This window comes from Paenibacillus sp. lzh-N1 (genome assembly GCF_002872435.1).
GTDB lineage: Bacteria > Bacillota > Bacilli > Paenibacillales > Paenibacillaceae > Paenibacillus > Paenibacillus polymyxa_C.
This window is the reverse complement of the sequence record NZ_CP025696.1, coordinates 4,244,900-4,258,660: the sequence shown is the minus strand read 5'-3', so window position 1 is coordinate 4,258,660 and position 13,761 is coordinate 4,244,900. Positions and strand designations below refer to the sequence as shown.

The window sequence follows — 13,761 nt, the reverse complement described above, 5'->3', positions numbered from 1 at the left end:
TTAACATAAAATGAAATAAAAAAACTTCGGTAAGTAAGGTTTATGCTGATCACTGACAGTAGAACCCAATAAGCGCAACAACCTAATGTGGCAGGGTTCCCTAAGTAGGCTGTAAAAACTTAGTTAACAGGAAGAGAATACTATGGTTACTGCCAAATAACCTATGCGCCATTGGGTTCAACTTTTACCATCTTAAAAAAAGTGAAGTGTGATAACAATTTTTTCACAAAATTAAATCCAAAATGCTTTAGTAATTATAACCAAGAGGATAAAAAGCACCAAAATTGCCGCTGTAGAAGTCCACACACCGTAGCCACCTTCACATGCCCCTATGGTTTTAACCTCCTTTAATTGTTGTACTTCTAATATATGTATAGATACGTTTTGTGACAGGGCATACAGATTAAACAAAACAAAGACTCAACCAGCTAAACCGGCAGAGCCTAATCACCTTTTTGTAAAAACATTACAAGCTTGTGCCATTAGAGTATCATCGGTCCAACAGGATCACTTGCTTATCTCTCTGTCAATAAGGAATATGGGATATACACCTTGAAAACGCTATATTTAACATTTCCTGGTTATAAACTAAATACTTACTGTTTTGGTCTAGCACCCAGTTGGCAAAACCTAAAGCTCTGGTGTAGCTACCATAATCGTAGGGATTAATTTTAAACTCAAGAATATCCAGCATAATCTGGTTCTCTTCATCTGATAATTCCAAGCCCAACTTACTAAACTGTCTTTGACGAATTCTCCGAGCAGTAGCATCTTGTATAGCTTTGTGCTGATTGGACACTTGTCCATTATGTTGACGATAATACAATACGTTTATGGGGAGGTTTGCCATTTGTACCTGGAAAGCTAGTCGGTTCCACAGCTCGTAGTCTTCGGCATGGGGATAATTACTATCATATTGAATGCCAAGCCGACGGATCATGCTATTGCGCATGATTACAGCAGGATGGCAGATACAACAGTGAAATAGCAACCATGTTTTAATTTCGTCATGACTGGCCGGATTTACCTTTATTGATCCTCCACTAGATGAAGTAAAAGCAGCACCGCATACATCAACCAATGGATTTTGATCCATAAATGCGATTTGTACAGCTAGTCGATCTGGTGTAGAAATATCATCGCTATCCATACGAACGATATATTCACCATTGGCCCTTTTTAATCCTTCGTTTAAAGAAGCGATCAACCCTCGATTGGTATTATGGAAGATTTTTATCACTCTAGGGTCTGATATTTGTGAAATAAGAAAGGTAGATCCATCTGTCGAACCATCATCAATAACAATTAATTCAAAATCCGAATAAGTTTGAGTTAAAATACTGTGTATTGCTTCCAAGACAAAAGCCGCATTATTGTAAACTGGCAGTATGACCGAAGCTCGTGGCACAATATTCCCTCCATTTCATATTTTAAAAATAGAATCAGTAATAAAATCACAAAGCAGCTCCCCTATTTTTGATAGCTGTTCCTTCTATATTCTTATGTTCTAAGATATGTTCTGAAATATATTTTGAAGCGGCTTCCCGGTAATATAATATGCCCTTTTGAAAATCTAGAAGCTTTCCACTCCTAGAAAGCCGACCCTCTTATCAAAAAGACACCTCCGTATAATTAATTAACAAAAAAAGATTCGCTAGTGCCTCAAAGATTGATTGGTTTGAATTTCATGCCTCAAAGTCGAGTTATTTACTTCTTAGATTATATTGACAAAATAAGTAATAAATTTGTACAATTAGGAAAAATATTTTACTTAGATTCCATTCTTCATCGGTAATAAACATATTTTAAATAGAAGTAATATTTTCTTAGATATGAGTATAATGGCTCTTTTTTGCCTCTCCTTTTGCAAATGTGCTCGTATTCAAATTAACGTAAGGAGACTTGTTAGATATCACGGCTCCATATACTACTGTATATCTATATCTAAGTGGAAAACGGACTGTGAGATTTAGCCGATGATCATATCTGCATCTTAAAAAGGGAGATAGAATGATGGAACGAAATGTAACATTCGTAGAACACTACACTCCAATTTTGATTGTCGGTACGGGTATCTCGGGACTTGCTGTCGCTTATTATTTATCGAAAAACAATATCAAGTATACCATCACAACAAAAAAGAATGCCCCCAAACAAAGCAACTCCTTTCTTGCAGCCGCAAATACACGTGTTCCATCGGAGAATGATATTAACAATATTATTAATCTTACGATTAATAAATGTGGAGCAGATCGATCGGTTATTGAAACGCTATATAGAAACTCCAACATAGTTATAAATTTTTTCGAGGAATTAGGAATCTCTTATGAGAAAACATCCTTTGGTATCATGCCTGAATGTTTGATTAAATCACAGGGAGGAAAAAAATTAATTAATTGTTTGTTACAACATATTGAACAACCGCTGTGTAATAAAATTTTGATTGATTTGGAAAAGTCTGATGATGGAATTATCGCATTATTTTATGACATTCAATTAGATCAATTTATCAGGATATATACTAATTATTTGGTATTAGCTACAGGAGGATATGCGGGACAATTTAATTACAATGATAATTCACCGGGTTCGACTGGAGAAACGCTTATCCTAGCTAAAAAAATAGGCGCAAGATTAAAGGGAATGTCTACTGTAATGTCTCATCCTTGGTCAATATATAATGGAAGACAAATTTTATTGGGCGGAGTTGTATCTTTAAGTCAAGGGAAAATAGTAGATGAGGAAGGAATTCAACTATTAAAAGATGAGTATATTTGTGATGCTATTGCTCGAGATGATTACCACGAAATGATTGACGAGATTTTACATTTTGAACTAGATTGCATCAAGCAAAAAAAGGATATGTACTTGGATATGAGCCATGCTGATGAAACTATATTGAATGAAAGATTTAAAAAATATGGATTTAGCACTAAGGTGGTTAAAAATAAAAGAATCAAAATCACACCAACAATGCACTATTCTTCAGGAGGAATCGAAATCAATGCTAATGCTGAAGTTATAAACTTGAATCGTGTTTTTGCTACTGGAGAAGCTCAATTTAATGGTGATCTAGGTATGGGAAGAATCCCTGGGCAAGCATTTGCAGCGGGTATCGTTTTCGGGAAATTAATTGCTGACAAAATAGCTAATGAAGGTGTCTTCAATACTCAATACCCGATTACATTTAAAGATCCACTTGAACCTATGCAACTGTACTCAAAAGAAAATAATGACTTTCCAATTGAAGAGTTTCAGAAAAAGTTGTCAACTCTAATGGTGGATCTGATCGCTCCTGATTCATCTGTGGTTTCTCTATCACTCCATAAAAGAGAAATACAAGAAAGTCAAAACATAATATTGAGTAGCGCAAGAGGATCAGGAAAACGATATGAGGATATTTTAACATTATTTTTTGGATATTTTGTTGCGTTAGAAATTATAGAAGATCTTGAAGAAAAGGCATTCGGTATAGGCTAATAAACCCTTCAATGAGACGTTCCCCTTTCCGACGAAACCCAATAAGCGCAAAACTATTATGGCAGAAATTCAGCAAGCACCCACCAAAAGAACAGCGAATGCTGTGGCTATTGCCAAATAGCTTATGCGCTTATTGGAATCAACCTTCTTTTACACTCCATGAGTGAAGTGATATTATCCAACAGTTCTTTTCACAAATTAAACCCAAAGTGATTTAGTGATGATAACTAAGAGAATAAAGAGCACTAAAATCGCCGCTGTAGAAGTCCATACACCGCCGCCGCCATTACCTTCATATGCACCCATGCCTTTTAACCTCCTTTATCTGTCGTCACTTTAATATATGTAAGAATACATTCTGTGATAGGGCGTGCTGGTAATTAAAAAACACCACAGAAACATTTCCCCCTTTATTTTGAATATATCCACTCTTATTCCCGTTTTCATTAACATTGGATACTACCTCTCCGTTAGAGCAGGCACCATTGATAAAAATACCATTGACGCATGAAAGTGGATCATAGCGCTTCTGAGTTATTAAAGCTAATCAAGAAAATGCTCAAATAAAACAAGCTCTACTAACCTTAATCGGTCGGCAGAGCTTGTTATCTAATCTGATTTCGGGCAGATTACCAAAGAAATAAGGGTATTGAACTTGTTGATGGGGCACTATACAATTTTCTTCACAAAATTAAACCCAACACGATTTAAGGATGATAACCAAAAGGATATAAAGCACCAAAATTGCCGCTGTAGAAGTCCACACACCTGCACATCCACTCATAGCTTTAGCCCTCCTTTAATTGTTTTCACCTTAATATATGTATAGCTACGACTCCGTGACCGGGCATTCAGTTAAATGGAGAATACACCCAACCAGGCGAATCCAGTGAAAATGCAGTTGTAGACTAAGCATCGGCGTTAAAGTAACTGGCAGGTTAGTGGTGGAGTTGTAAATTGACTCATGTTACATCGCGTGTTAGTATGATTTTAGCCAATAACTGAATAAAAACGTTTTCTAGGGTTCCGCAATCGCAAGATTGGTCTGGTCCAAGAGAAAACGCACAGCCAAGTGGCTGTGACACGGAGGGATAAAAGCCTGGGAGATAACCGCATTGCGGTTTATTTTCGGGCTTTTATCTTTTTCTTTTTTGCCCAATTTTTAATAAGAAGTTTAAGGAGGAGCGTGTTATGAACAAAACGTGGTTTTCAGTCATTGTGGCGGCTATATTCGAGGTTGCTTGGGTCAGTGGGTTAAAGCATGCGGATAGTTTTTGGGAATGGAGTGGTACAGTAATTGCAATTTACATCAGCTTTTATTTGATGATCAAGGCGTCTCGTTCATTAGCGGTTGGAACTGTATACGCTGTATTTGTCGGGCTAGGGACAGCTGGAACTGTAGTAGCTGAAATTCTATTGTTTGGCGCAGACATAAGTGTTTCGAAAGTAGCTTTAATCGGGCTGCTACTTATTGGAGTGATTGGACTAAAAATGCTTAGTAAGAAGAAAGAGGAGGTAAGTGGACTATGAATTGGGTGTATTTGATCTTAGCGGGCATTTTTGAAATGATCGGGGTTCTGCTTATAAACAGGTTCAATCAAACCCGCAGTTGGAAATCGCTGACTCTTTTGATTACTGGTTTTGGCCTAAGTTTTATATTTTTATCGTTGGCAATGCAAACACTCCCGATGGGGACAGCTTACGCTGTATGGACTGGAATTGGCGCTTCTGGAGGCGCTATCCTCGGCATGATCCTTTATAGTGAGCCCCGCGGTTTAATGCGCATTTTGTGTATAGGGTTGGTCCTTAGCTCTGCTGTGGGGCTGAAACTAGCTAGTTAAAAATATATATTGATGCAGCTCTAAAGTTCGTTTCCTGAGCAAGCTAACGATGAATGTTAATTTTAATAAAGCTACGGCAGTCTAGGATTATATTTCCTCTTCCAAGGCTGCCGCTGAAATAAAATTCTACGAGAGTTTAGAACTGAAATTGCAGAAACCAACCTCAGTGTCATCTTTAAAACGCAATTGATCAAAATTATGAAGTCGACAAAATATATTAGGTAAATCTCTAATATTAAGAGTCAACATTTTGGCTTGTATATACTTTTGATAAAGTTCTTCTTGTGTGCATATAGGACTTGTGAACAAGCTAGAACTCCCTTGCTACCATATTTGCTTATGGTATCCTCTACTTTTCCATTAATTTATTGAATATCTCTCTATCTTTGGAAGTAAAGTCAGAAATCCGTTTCTTTTGCTCGTACGTGTTGGTACTTGAATCCAATTTAATGAAGCCATTTTCCCCAACCACATATACGATATTTTTTTTTATCTTATATGACACAATATTATCAACAGTATTTTCCAGCGGATCAGCAAGATGATTATAAAGAATTAAAGGGTCGTGCGGCCCCCCTCTATAAATTTGAAAAGTCCCGTCACCAAAATATTCTACGGTATCTTTGCCTGATGGGTATTTATACTTCGTATTATCCCCCAAATTCACTAAAAAAATTATAGTAGTAGTTATAACTAGTAGAGAGAGCAAGATCAAAATAAAGATATATCTACGCTTCATCCGCAATTCACACCTCACTTCCAAGCTTTTCTTGTATCAGTTACTGTAACATAAGACGTATACTCATTTAGTGTTCCCCATGATTCCATTAAATTTGTTAGGTTTGCTGCAGCCCAACCAAGTTTGTTGTTCCCAGTAAACATTTGTTTAAAATTATACTCAAAATTATAGACATCAGAATACGTTGTAGTAATTTTCCATTGCCCGTTTACATATGTTCCATCTATTTTGTACTTCATTTTGTGAAAAGCATTATATAAATCTTTATCACTTTCTAATCCCTTAGAACCATTATATGAAAAACTTTTAACTTTTTTAGCATTAGCTTTTTTAACTTCATCATTAACTATTGCGATGTGCTCTTTAGATTTTTTAACTTGCTGCGCCTCATATGACCACTCGTTAAAGTGTAAATTCCCTGGTTTGTAATCAAGGGAATGTCGAAGTAAATTGGCTGTGATGTCCCCGTACTTCTTTCAAGCTATAGGAACAGCTACTAATGCAAATGCTTTACGATCAGGATAATGTATTACAGTATCTGTTGAATTCTTTACCTTCTCTACGCCTCGCACCCAAGTCTTTTCTAGTTCTACCATCGGATTTTCAAACGGAAAAGTATTATTTCCTGCATACACTAACATATTCTTACTGTATGCACCTTCCAATACTTTTTTCGAGGCATCAGACTCATCCTGTTCTCTTGTTTCCTTAGGTTCTACCTGAGGACTGTACTGAATTTTTCCCAATTGATCTTCTTTTTGTTTTAAAACAAGTTCAAACTCAAGGATCTCTTTGCTAGTATCAATCTGTTCTTGATACTTATCTACATAAGCGTGTGTAAATGTAATATCTCGGATTGTATTGATTTGGATATTACATTTGCGATAGTAATCTTCACTATCAGGTTTATATTCTGTGGTTGCCCATGTATACAGCATGTTGGAATTATCCGCATTGTCTACAACTGAAGGAAGCGAATGAAGCGGAATTTTGCTTCGAATATGTAGCGAATGATTCAAGTTTGGAGACTTAGCTGAAAGCTTTATGGAACTATTATTATTATAAGTAAAGCCAATGATCTCACCTTTTACAAACTCGATTGGTTCACCACCGGATTTGCGTTCTATTCTTAATGAAATGCTCAATGAAATAATCTCCTCTGTTAATTCAATCTAGCTTTGTAGGAAAAAATTGTGAAAGAACTAATTTCCAAATATTAATATAAACGAAAAATATTAAATAGTAAACATATTTTCAACGTGGTAGAGGACGTAAAAAAAGCCCCGGTTACCTAGGGCCTTTTATGTACTGCAGAAATAATATTCTCCAACTTAACCCAGCTAAAATCACCTTCACCGTGTGGCAGCCGTACGTGAGTTGTAGGAATTTATTAGCGCTTGCTTGATTAGCTGCACTTTCTGATCATCCAATTCTGGCTTGCCGCGCCGTTAACTGTCGTTCATGAGTTTTAGATACGCTTCCTTATATTCCGGTATGATGCGGCTGCTTTCCCTTAATCCATTACCTTCGAGTCTTATTGACATGACATGTATGCAGCCTCCTGATGTGTTATGGACAAATTATATTCTTAGTACAGAAAAATAAACTTCAGATCATTGGAGGTTTAATACCGTATAATGGCTATTTCCAAACGAGAAATGTAATGATCTTTTGGCACCATCCTAGCCCTCTATGATTACAATATAGAGCGTATCCGTCTTCGCTCAGCAGAATAATGTAGAGGATTGGTGGTAGCGTTCGATATCAGGTAACAAAGCATTCAACATCTTTGTTACCCGGCGTTTCTGTATACTGTATAGATCAAAACAATGAACGACGAAAGCGGACACAACTATTATGCAACAATTACGGAATAGACGTTGCCAAAGTTACACTAAACTTTTGCAGAAGTTTACGATGGCGCACGTGAAGCCATGGAAAGATTATGGGGGCGATATTCCTGAGCCAGTAGGATAAATCAAGAACAGCAGTAATTTTAACGTGTGTATTCCTAAAAGCCTACGTCGTCCATTGCCAAAAGGGGCTACCGAAAATTCTCTCTTGAACTAGCATTGCCTTTACAAATTGAGCAAATGAGGGATTTACAATAAAGTTCGTCCCCCTATTACCCCAGTCTAAACAGACGCATCGCAGTTCGTGCCAACCTCAAACGGCAAGTCATTCACCGCATTGGTGCCAAGATGCGAAAGGCTAAGAATAGCTGCGAGTTCCCAAAAAACAGTTATCAATAAAGCGTACAATCATAGCACGTTTATACATTTAAACTAATCAGGAAATTATCCAAGTAGGAGGAAATAACCATGGCATTTGAAGGTTATGGAGAAGACAAGCGAGAACATTGGTTTGACTGGCCCTTCCCCTTGTCGGTATCAATACTGTATGTGGATGCGGATGCGGATGAAGCAGAAACGAAATGGTATCTCATTGACGAACAAGAAAAACACTTGATCCGAATTAGGGATGAAAAGCAAATTGAACTGCTTCATCACTGCATGTATGGAGTCTTGTTAAATGACGAGAAGATCAACTGGATTATTGATAAAAATGGCGGTAGATTTACCTATCACGATAGTGTGCAAGATTTTATCAATTTCCAGAAAGAATACCTTGATACACTATAAGAGGCGTGAACAGTTAAAAGCTCTACCGACCAATTAAGGTTAGCAGAGCTTTTAAATTTATTTAGAATATTCACTTACTTCAAATGTTAGGATACGATCATACAGCATGTAGTCCTTACGGCTACTGAACGGGCCTTTATTGTTATCGTGCTTATTAATGGCATATGAAGCCGATCCAGAACCAGCCTGCTTACCTTCATACCAAGCGATAAAGTCATTTACCTCTTTCATGCTCAGATCGAATTCTTTCTCTAAGCCAGTTGTCATGGTGACTACTAGAATAGCATGATCCCCGTTTGAAGTTTGGTCCGGGTCCTCTGTTCCTGGATTAGGAGTGGAACTCGATACTTTAGACATCATCTCTAATTCGCTAAGAGCTAGATACTGACTTCCATTATTGCCTGTAATATTAATTCTATAATCTTTGTATGAATTAGGGTTAGAGAAAGTGAATTTTTTGGGAGTGCTATCTACCCATCCAGTGATATTTGACTGAGTGTCTAGCACATTCCAAGTAACCCCATCATTTGAGCCTTCGAAAGTCCAATCTTTAGGGGCACGGTCAGTTGCCGTTGTCTGTGGATATATCACATATTGCTCAATAACTTCGGCTTTAGGAAAGTCATATCTTAGCCAAGCAGAAGTTGTACTTGATGTCCACGCACTAGCAATAGTAGCAAATTCTTTGTTAAACGCCTCATATGCGTATGAATATTCATTACTAGCACTCGCTACTCCAGATGGAAAAATGTTAGTTGTCATATGTGGAACTAGATTTTCTGAATACTCTGCTTCAGCTGCAAAAACATTCGACAAGGGAAGAGATAAAAGAACTAAAAATAAAACTGTTATACATGCTTTCTTCATTAAATAATCCTCCAATATTTTTAATAGAACTAAGAATAATTTAATTGAGGAAATGTGTCTAAACATAAACTTGCTTATCTATAAATATATTCTATATTTTTGCATATTTATTTTTTATTGGGTATAAAAAAGACTCATACCATTTACCTGGGGAGTCCTTGTTTTTATTTCACATACCTTACCTTTGTGCCATCAGCATACTTATCTAACTGATGACTTACCCAACTACCTGCTCCCCGGTTATCACTAGGGGTTATGTATTCTTATATCAGCACCTGCGCCACCTTCTGCACACATTGCCATTGGCCATTCATCACGGTCATATCCTTTTTTGGTCGGATAGCCCTTAAGTGACTCCTTTCTGTTTTCTTCGGCTCTATCTCTGTCAATCGTACATACAGCAGAATGTCCGGCTGCTGCTTGTTGGTTGATTGCTGTCGGTTCAGCATAAACGCCTTGAACGAAAAAATAGCAGCTAGTAAAAATACGATTAATCCTCTTGCAATCCCTTTATCATACGACACCTCCATAGTATTTAAACTTTCTCTATACTAATTGAAGAGTCATGTCGGAGTATCGCATAGCTTGTCGCAAAACAAAAAAAAGACCTTTCAGTTATGGTGAACTTGAGAGAGTATGAATTAAAATCTACTATCAAACTTTATTTTGAATATATAGACATAAATGTTTAGACATTCCTCTTTATTATTTGTATGCTTACTAAGCAAATAAAACAAAAAGGGGATTTATTCATGAAAAGAAAGCTTAATCTAATTTCGTGCTTCGCCTTACTTATTACCATTTTTATTCCATGGTCATCTGTGAGTGCCTACACTGGAGGATATGCTAATGGAAAAAATGCAGCTATTACAGCAGCAGCAATGTATATATACGGAGCAACAAGCCCTGAAAACACATCTCTTGTTACAGATAATAATGAAGAAACAAGTTACTCAATGCCTGCTGGTAAAATGATTGTAATTGATTTAGGAGAAATCAAAAATATCGATTCTTTTAAACTTAAAAGCGATGCCAAAGTATCCAGAATAGTTTTCTATGGACGTGATACTGGTTATCTAGGTTCTTATGGTATAAATGAAAGTAACGATAGTGCTTTTACTGGGCAACTCAATAAAATTCCGTTACAACAAAATGTTAGATTCGTCTCTTTTATGGGGTTATCAAAAGAAACAATTAACATCAGGGAAATCGACTTTTTTAACAGTAAAGACATAGTAACAGCACCCGAACCTTCTCCAACGCCAGATCCTAAACCGACACCTGATCCGTCTACAACGCCTGACCCATCAACAAAGCCTGATCCGTCTACAACGCCTGGATCATCGGATACAGATGGATTGTCGCAACCAACTGGTGACCGCGCTATTCTGACTGTAACAATGGATAATGGATTTGATAAAGAATTCGATCTAAGTAAAAAAGAATTGAATGCCTTCGTCGCTTGGTATGATGCTAAAGATGCAGGTAGAGGCCCTTCATTCTTTGCGATCGATAAACATAATAACAACAAAGGACCATTCAGCAGTCGTAATGACTACGTAATATTCAACAAAATACTCACGTTTGAAGTAAGAGAGTATTCAACTAAATAATAAACAATAAAGGACTCCATACTGGTTACATACCAGCGGAGTCCTTTTTCACATCTACTCTAAATTCAAATTGATCAACGAAAAAAGCTCTCCCGACCAATTAAGGGAATTAATTCACTTGCTGGCTCGAACAGTTAACCTTTCTCATCAAATGGCCAGAAGGACAAGTTGTATTCCTAGGGAATTTAGAGGTTTCCAGGCTGTGAATCAGCTACTCCCCATGTTTCTCCGTCAACTTTATAATCGCTGCCTCTCCACTGAAGTATGTAGTCTCCAGAACGCAAACCGTCGCTAAAACCTTGGTCAGTAGATTTCCAAGTCACTGTGTCATGAGGAGCTATTACTAATGCTTCAATATATAGTTTGTTTGAACCGCTGTGAGTTAAACTTACTCTTACTGGATGATCAGAGTGATTCTTCATACAAAGTTTAACATGACCCCATCCTTTAGGGACACTAAAGGCTTCTTTTACAGTTGCGCTTCCGCCCGATCTTTGAGAAATTATGTTGTTTCCACTAGTTTTACTGGGTGAAGCTGAAGCTGCACCTATCGTAGTTGCTATAGATAAAGATAAAATCAAGAACAGAAATATTCTTTTCTTCATCATTTTCCCCTCCTATTTTTTGATATGGTCTACCTTTAAGGGACACCGTCTACAATCTGGTAGGTTCTTTTACTTCTACTCTAAATTCAAACTACATATGAAAGAAGTAAGATCCGTTAATTTTGATCGGCTCTGGTGTAATTTTCTCCACTACTCCACCGTAATCCACAATATCTATCAAATCCCCACCCAACGACTGTACTACATATACTCTTACTGTCTTAATGCAGCTTGTAAATAGTTCTATATCCGACTTTAACATTTTATATGTATGGTTCATGCTGATCACCTCAGATAGTTATTCTGCCGTATGTGTGGTAATTCCTGAACTAAAGAAAGCCCTACCAACCATAAGGTTGGCAGAGCTTTAGCTTTTAAAATCCTCCAATGGTAACGTTAGGCTGAATACTATGGTGGTGGTTAAAGGCTTGATCCGGCACAGTAACAATCAACAAAAAGCTAGCCGCAATGATTAGAAGCACCATTTTTTTGAACATTGTTTTCCCACACCCTTTCAATAAGATTGAAATACTCAGCTTTAGTTTCAGGAACCGCATGGGCTTGAAAACGAACAAATAACCCCATACAGTTTATAAAGTAAGTTTCATTATTTATTATATGTGACTTTACCATTGCATTCATCAAATATTTAAAGCCATCAATGTACTTCCCTCGATGTAAATAATAAAAACCTAACTCGTAACCAAACCACGCGATATAATCCGGTATCACTTGTCGGGTATACATATCATCTGATGATGGTTGTTGCGAAAAAGTCCCAATAAGAGTTTCAAATCGTTTAAGTATATCGTCTACATCTATGCTATATTGGTTTGCGGCAATTAAAACATTAAGCAGTTTTGATATCTTTTCATTTTCGTTAGTCTCTGATGTCGCTACAATATATTCAACATAATCATGCAGCACATTTATATCTCCAGATAAAAGCTTATATACGTAAGTATTACCTTCTGCCCACTGACTGAACAAGTTCATCCAGTACTTAGTATCCTCGTCGTCCTCTTTAACCCAGTCTAAATCCGCATAGGTGTATGTATATTGTAAAGCTTGCTGATAATCGCCCCGGGCTTCACAAACACTGGCACACAACAGGTCAGCATAAGCAATGTATCCAAATAACGGTCCTCTTGTTTTCTTTTCTGGCGTTCCAACTTTGTGTTTCTCGTTATGGACAAACGAATATTGGATTTCAGCTTTAGCCCTCATTTGCCTTGCCATTTCGTCTACCTTGTCCCATTTACGCAAAGACCTGTACACGTTAGCTAAATCCTTCAATGCATCAAGCTGATCTATTTCATCTAGGCGTTCGACAAAAGCCTCAAAAACGGCTGCTACCCTAACATTTCGGCTTTGATCGTCTCCGATTTGAATGGTGAATATACGGTATTGGCAGACTGCCAAACGTTCAGAATGTTGATATCTCTCTGTTTCAGCCACCCCCTCATAGAGCACCAATGCAGCCGCATTTTTTCCCTGCGCCAACAATCCTTCTGCAATTTCAAATAGCTTGGGTGAATACAGTAGATTGTCCATGATGGCTCCCACTACTCGACGGATCGCATCCAACCTGTCCAACTCCGCACAGCGAAACAAAAACGGCTCGATTCGCCTCATATTCGGGGGATGGTCGATGATGAAGTTTTCTATAAACAGATCGTAAAACTCTCCCTCTGGCAAACACATAGCCTCAGTGATTCGGTCAAGCTGGTTAACAGACATTGACTTATTCCCTGTCACAATAGCACTTATTATTCCCCTATTCATGCCTGCAAGTTGTCCGAATTGCGCTAAGCTCAACCCTTTTTGTTGTATGTATCTATCTAATTCTGCTCGGATCGTAGGTGTATGCTTCATATCATATCCACCCTTCATACAGAAATTCCAAACTTTATATATTATTGCATTCTATTGTTGTTCATAATTTAACAGTTGTCAATAAGTTTTGAAATATTT

The 13,761-nt window shown here is 37.4% G+C and carries 15 protein-coding genes, 2 pseudogenes and 1 riboswitch; of the genes and pseudogenes, 5 read left to right on the top strand and 12 right to left on the bottom strand.

Annotated features, from left to right (window positions below):
* Window positions 1–231: 231 nt before the first annotated feature.
* Together C0638_RS25820 and C0638_RS19315 are read right to left on the bottom strand one after the other, a co-directional pair.
* Window positions 232–333, bottom strand: a complete 102-nt coding sequence (locus tag C0638_RS25820) for a sporulation protein YjcZ (protein ID WP_080683377.1) — start codon at window positions 331–333, stop codon at window positions 232–234.
* 193 nt (window positions 334–526) lie between these two features.
* Window positions 527–1,408, bottom strand: a complete 882-nt coding sequence (locus tag C0638_RS19315; RefSeq protein ID WP_058712598.1) for a glycosyltransferase family 2 protein — start codon at window positions 1,406–1,408, stop codon at window positions 527–529.
* Between the two features lie 602 nt (window positions 1,409–2,010).
* Between C0638_RS19315 and C0638_RS19310 the strand changes: the two genes are divergently transcribed.
* On the top strand, window positions 2,011–3,480 hold the full coding sequence (locus C0638_RS19310) for an FAD-binding protein (RefSeq protein WP_233902230.1): 1,470 nt from the start codon (window positions 2,011–2,013) through the stop codon (window positions 3,478–3,480).
* A 198-nt stretch (window positions 3,481–3,678) separates the two neighbouring features.
* Here the strand turns inward: C0638_RS19310 and C0638_RS19305 are convergent, their stop codons facing one another.
* Both C0638_RS19305 and C0638_RS25815 read right to left on the bottom strand, forming a co-directional pair.
* Complete coding sequence (locus tag C0638_RS19305) at window positions 3,679–3,786, bottom strand: hypothetical protein (RefSeq protein ID WP_016821960.1); 108 nt, start codon at window positions 3,784–3,786, stop codon at window positions 3,679–3,681.
* Window positions 3,787–4,171: 385 nt separating this feature from the next.
* Window positions 4,172–4,264: a YjcZ family sporulation protein gene (locus tag C0638_RS25815; RefSeq protein WP_225683653.1), complete on the bottom strand. Its 93-nt coding sequence runs from the start codon at window positions 4,262–4,264 to the stop codon at window positions 4,172–4,174.
* A 223-nt stretch (window positions 4,265–4,487) separates the two neighbouring features.
* A riboswitch (guanidine-I (ykkC/yxkD leader) is annotated at window positions 4,488–4,588 on the top strand.
* 83 nt (window positions 4,589–4,671) lie between these two features.
* On the opposite strand from C0638_RS25815, the gene C0638_RS19300 reads away from it, so the two are divergent.
* Together C0638_RS19300 and C0638_RS19295 are read left to right on the top strand one after the other, a co-directional pair.
* Window positions 4,672–5,010: a DMT family transporter gene (locus C0638_RS19300; protein ID WP_058712463.1), complete on the top strand. Its 339-nt coding sequence runs from the start codon at window positions 4,672–4,674 to the stop codon at window positions 5,008–5,010.
* Window positions 5,007–5,321: a DMT family transporter gene (locus C0638_RS19295; protein ID WP_040103566.1), complete on the top strand. Its 315-nt coding sequence runs from the start codon at window positions 5,007–5,009 to the stop codon at window positions 5,319–5,321. The genes C0638_RS19300 and C0638_RS19295 overlap by 4 nt, the downstream gene beginning before the upstream one ends.
* Window positions 5,322–5,670: 349 nt before the next feature.
* On the opposite strand, the gene C0638_RS25430 is transcribed toward C0638_RS19295, so the two are convergent.
* From C0638_RS25430 to C0638_RS26070, 3 genes and pseudogenes are all read right to left on the bottom strand, one after another.
* Window positions 5,671–6,060: a hypothetical protein gene (locus C0638_RS25430; protein WP_199771159.1), complete on the bottom strand. Its 390-nt coding sequence runs from the start codon at window positions 6,058–6,060 to the stop codon at window positions 5,671–5,673.
* A 476-nt stretch (window positions 6,061–6,536) separates the two neighbouring features.
* Window positions 6,537–7,205, bottom strand: a complete 669-nt coding sequence (locus tag C0638_RS25810) for a hypothetical protein (RefSeq protein WP_233902229.1) — start codon at window positions 7,203–7,205, stop codon at window positions 6,537–6,539.
* Window positions 7,206–7,351: 146 nt separating this feature from the next.
* Window positions 7,352–7,604, bottom strand: a pseudogene (locus tag C0638_RS26070) (YolD-like family protein).
* A 777-nt stretch (window positions 7,605–8,381) separates the two neighbouring features.
* On the opposite strand from C0638_RS26070, the gene C0638_RS19270 reads away from it, so the two are divergent.
* The gene (locus C0638_RS19270; protein ID WP_058712249.1) at window positions 8,382–8,702 is read left to right on the top strand and encodes a hypothetical protein; all 321 of its coding nucleotides are present in this window, start codon (window positions 8,382–8,384) and stop codon (window positions 8,700–8,702) included.
* A gap of 57 nt (window positions 8,703–8,759) precedes the next feature.
* Here C0638_RS19270 and C0638_RS19265 read toward each other — a convergent pair whose 3' ends face one another.
* Window positions 8,760–9,569, bottom strand: coding sequence for a discoidin domain-containing protein (locus C0638_RS19265; protein ID WP_058712250.1), 810 nt, complete (start codon window positions 9,567–9,569; stop codon window positions 8,760–8,762).
* 164 nt (window positions 9,570–9,733) lie between these two features.
* A pseudogene (locus tag C0638_RS19260) lies at window positions 9,734–10,001 on the bottom strand (NucA/NucB deoxyribonuclease domain-containing protein); the annotation flags it as partial.
* 320 nt (window positions 10,002–10,321) lie between these two features.
* Between C0638_RS19260 and C0638_RS25805 the strand changes: the two are divergent.
* Complete coding sequence (locus tag C0638_RS25805; RefSeq protein WP_233902228.1) at window positions 10,322–11,182, top strand: hypothetical protein; 861 nt, start codon at window positions 10,322–10,324, stop codon at window positions 11,180–11,182.
* Between the two features lie 185 nt (window positions 11,183–11,367).
* Here C0638_RS25805 and C0638_RS19250 read toward each other — a convergent pair whose 3' ends face one another.
* From C0638_RS19250 to C0638_RS19240, 3 genes are all read right to left on the bottom strand, one after another.
* Window positions 11,368–11,790: a hypothetical protein gene (locus C0638_RS19250; protein WP_043885989.1), complete on the bottom strand. Its 423-nt coding sequence runs from the start codon at window positions 11,788–11,790 to the stop codon at window positions 11,368–11,370.
* An 88-nt stretch (window positions 11,791–11,878) separates the two neighbouring features.
* Entirely contained in the window at window positions 11,879–12,067 is a 189-nt protein-coding gene (locus C0638_RS19245; RefSeq protein ID WP_058712252.1) for a hypothetical protein, read from the bottom strand.
* Between the two features lie 179 nt (window positions 12,068–12,246).
* Window positions 12,247–13,662, bottom strand: a complete 1,416-nt coding sequence (locus C0638_RS19240) for a helix-turn-helix domain-containing protein (protein ID WP_058712253.1) — start codon at window positions 13,660–13,662, stop codon at window positions 12,247–12,249.
* Window positions 13,663–13,761: the final 99 nt, after the last annotated feature.

Excerpts from the sequence above, each read along its gene's own strand:
- C0638_RS19245 (WP_058712252.1), bottom strand. The coding sequence starts at position 12,067 with ATGAACCATACATATAAAATGTTAAAGTCGGATATAGAACTATTTACA.
- C0638_RS25815 (WP_225683653.1), bottom strand. The coding sequence starts at position 4,264 with ATGAGTGGATGTGCAGGTGTGTGGACTTCTACAGCGGCAATTTTGGTG.
- C0638_RS19295 (WP_040103566.1), top strand. The coding sequence starts at position 5,007 with ATGAATTGGGTGTATTTGATCTTAGCGGGCATTTTTGAAATGATCGGG.
- C0638_RS19270 (WP_058712249.1), top strand. The coding sequence starts at position 8,382 with ATGGCATTTGAAGGTTATGGAGAAGACAAGCGAGAACATTGGTTTGAC.
- C0638_RS19310 (WP_233902230.1), top strand. The coding sequence starts at position 2,011 with ATGATGGAACGAAATGTAACATTCGTAGAACACTACACTCCAATTTTG.
- C0638_RS19250 (WP_043885989.1), bottom strand. The coding sequence starts at position 11,790 with ATGATGAAGAAAAGAATATTTCTGTTCTTGATTTTATCTTTATCTATA.
- C0638_RS25430 (WP_199771159.1), bottom strand. The coding sequence starts at position 6,060 with ATGAAGCGTAGATATATCTTTATTTTGATCTTGCTCTCTCTACTAGTT.
- C0638_RS19265 (WP_058712250.1), bottom strand. The coding sequence starts at position 9,569 with ATGAAGAAAGCATGTATAACAGTTTTATTTTTAGTTCTTTTATCTCTT.
- C0638_RS25805 (WP_233902228.1), top strand. The coding sequence starts at position 10,322 with ATGAAAAGAAAGCTTAATCTAATTTCGTGCTTCGCCTTACTTATTACC.
- C0638_RS19305 (WP_016821960.1), bottom strand. The coding sequence starts at position 3,786 with ATGGGTGCATATGAAGGTAATGGCGGCGGCGGTGTATGGACTTCTACA.
- C0638_RS19300 (WP_058712463.1), top strand. The coding sequence starts at position 4,672 with ATGAACAAAACGTGGTTTTCAGTCATTGTGGCGGCTATATTCGAGGTT.
- C0638_RS19240 (WP_058712253.1), bottom strand. The coding sequence starts at position 13,662 with ATGAAGCATACACCTACGATCCGAGCAGAATTAGATAGATACATACAA.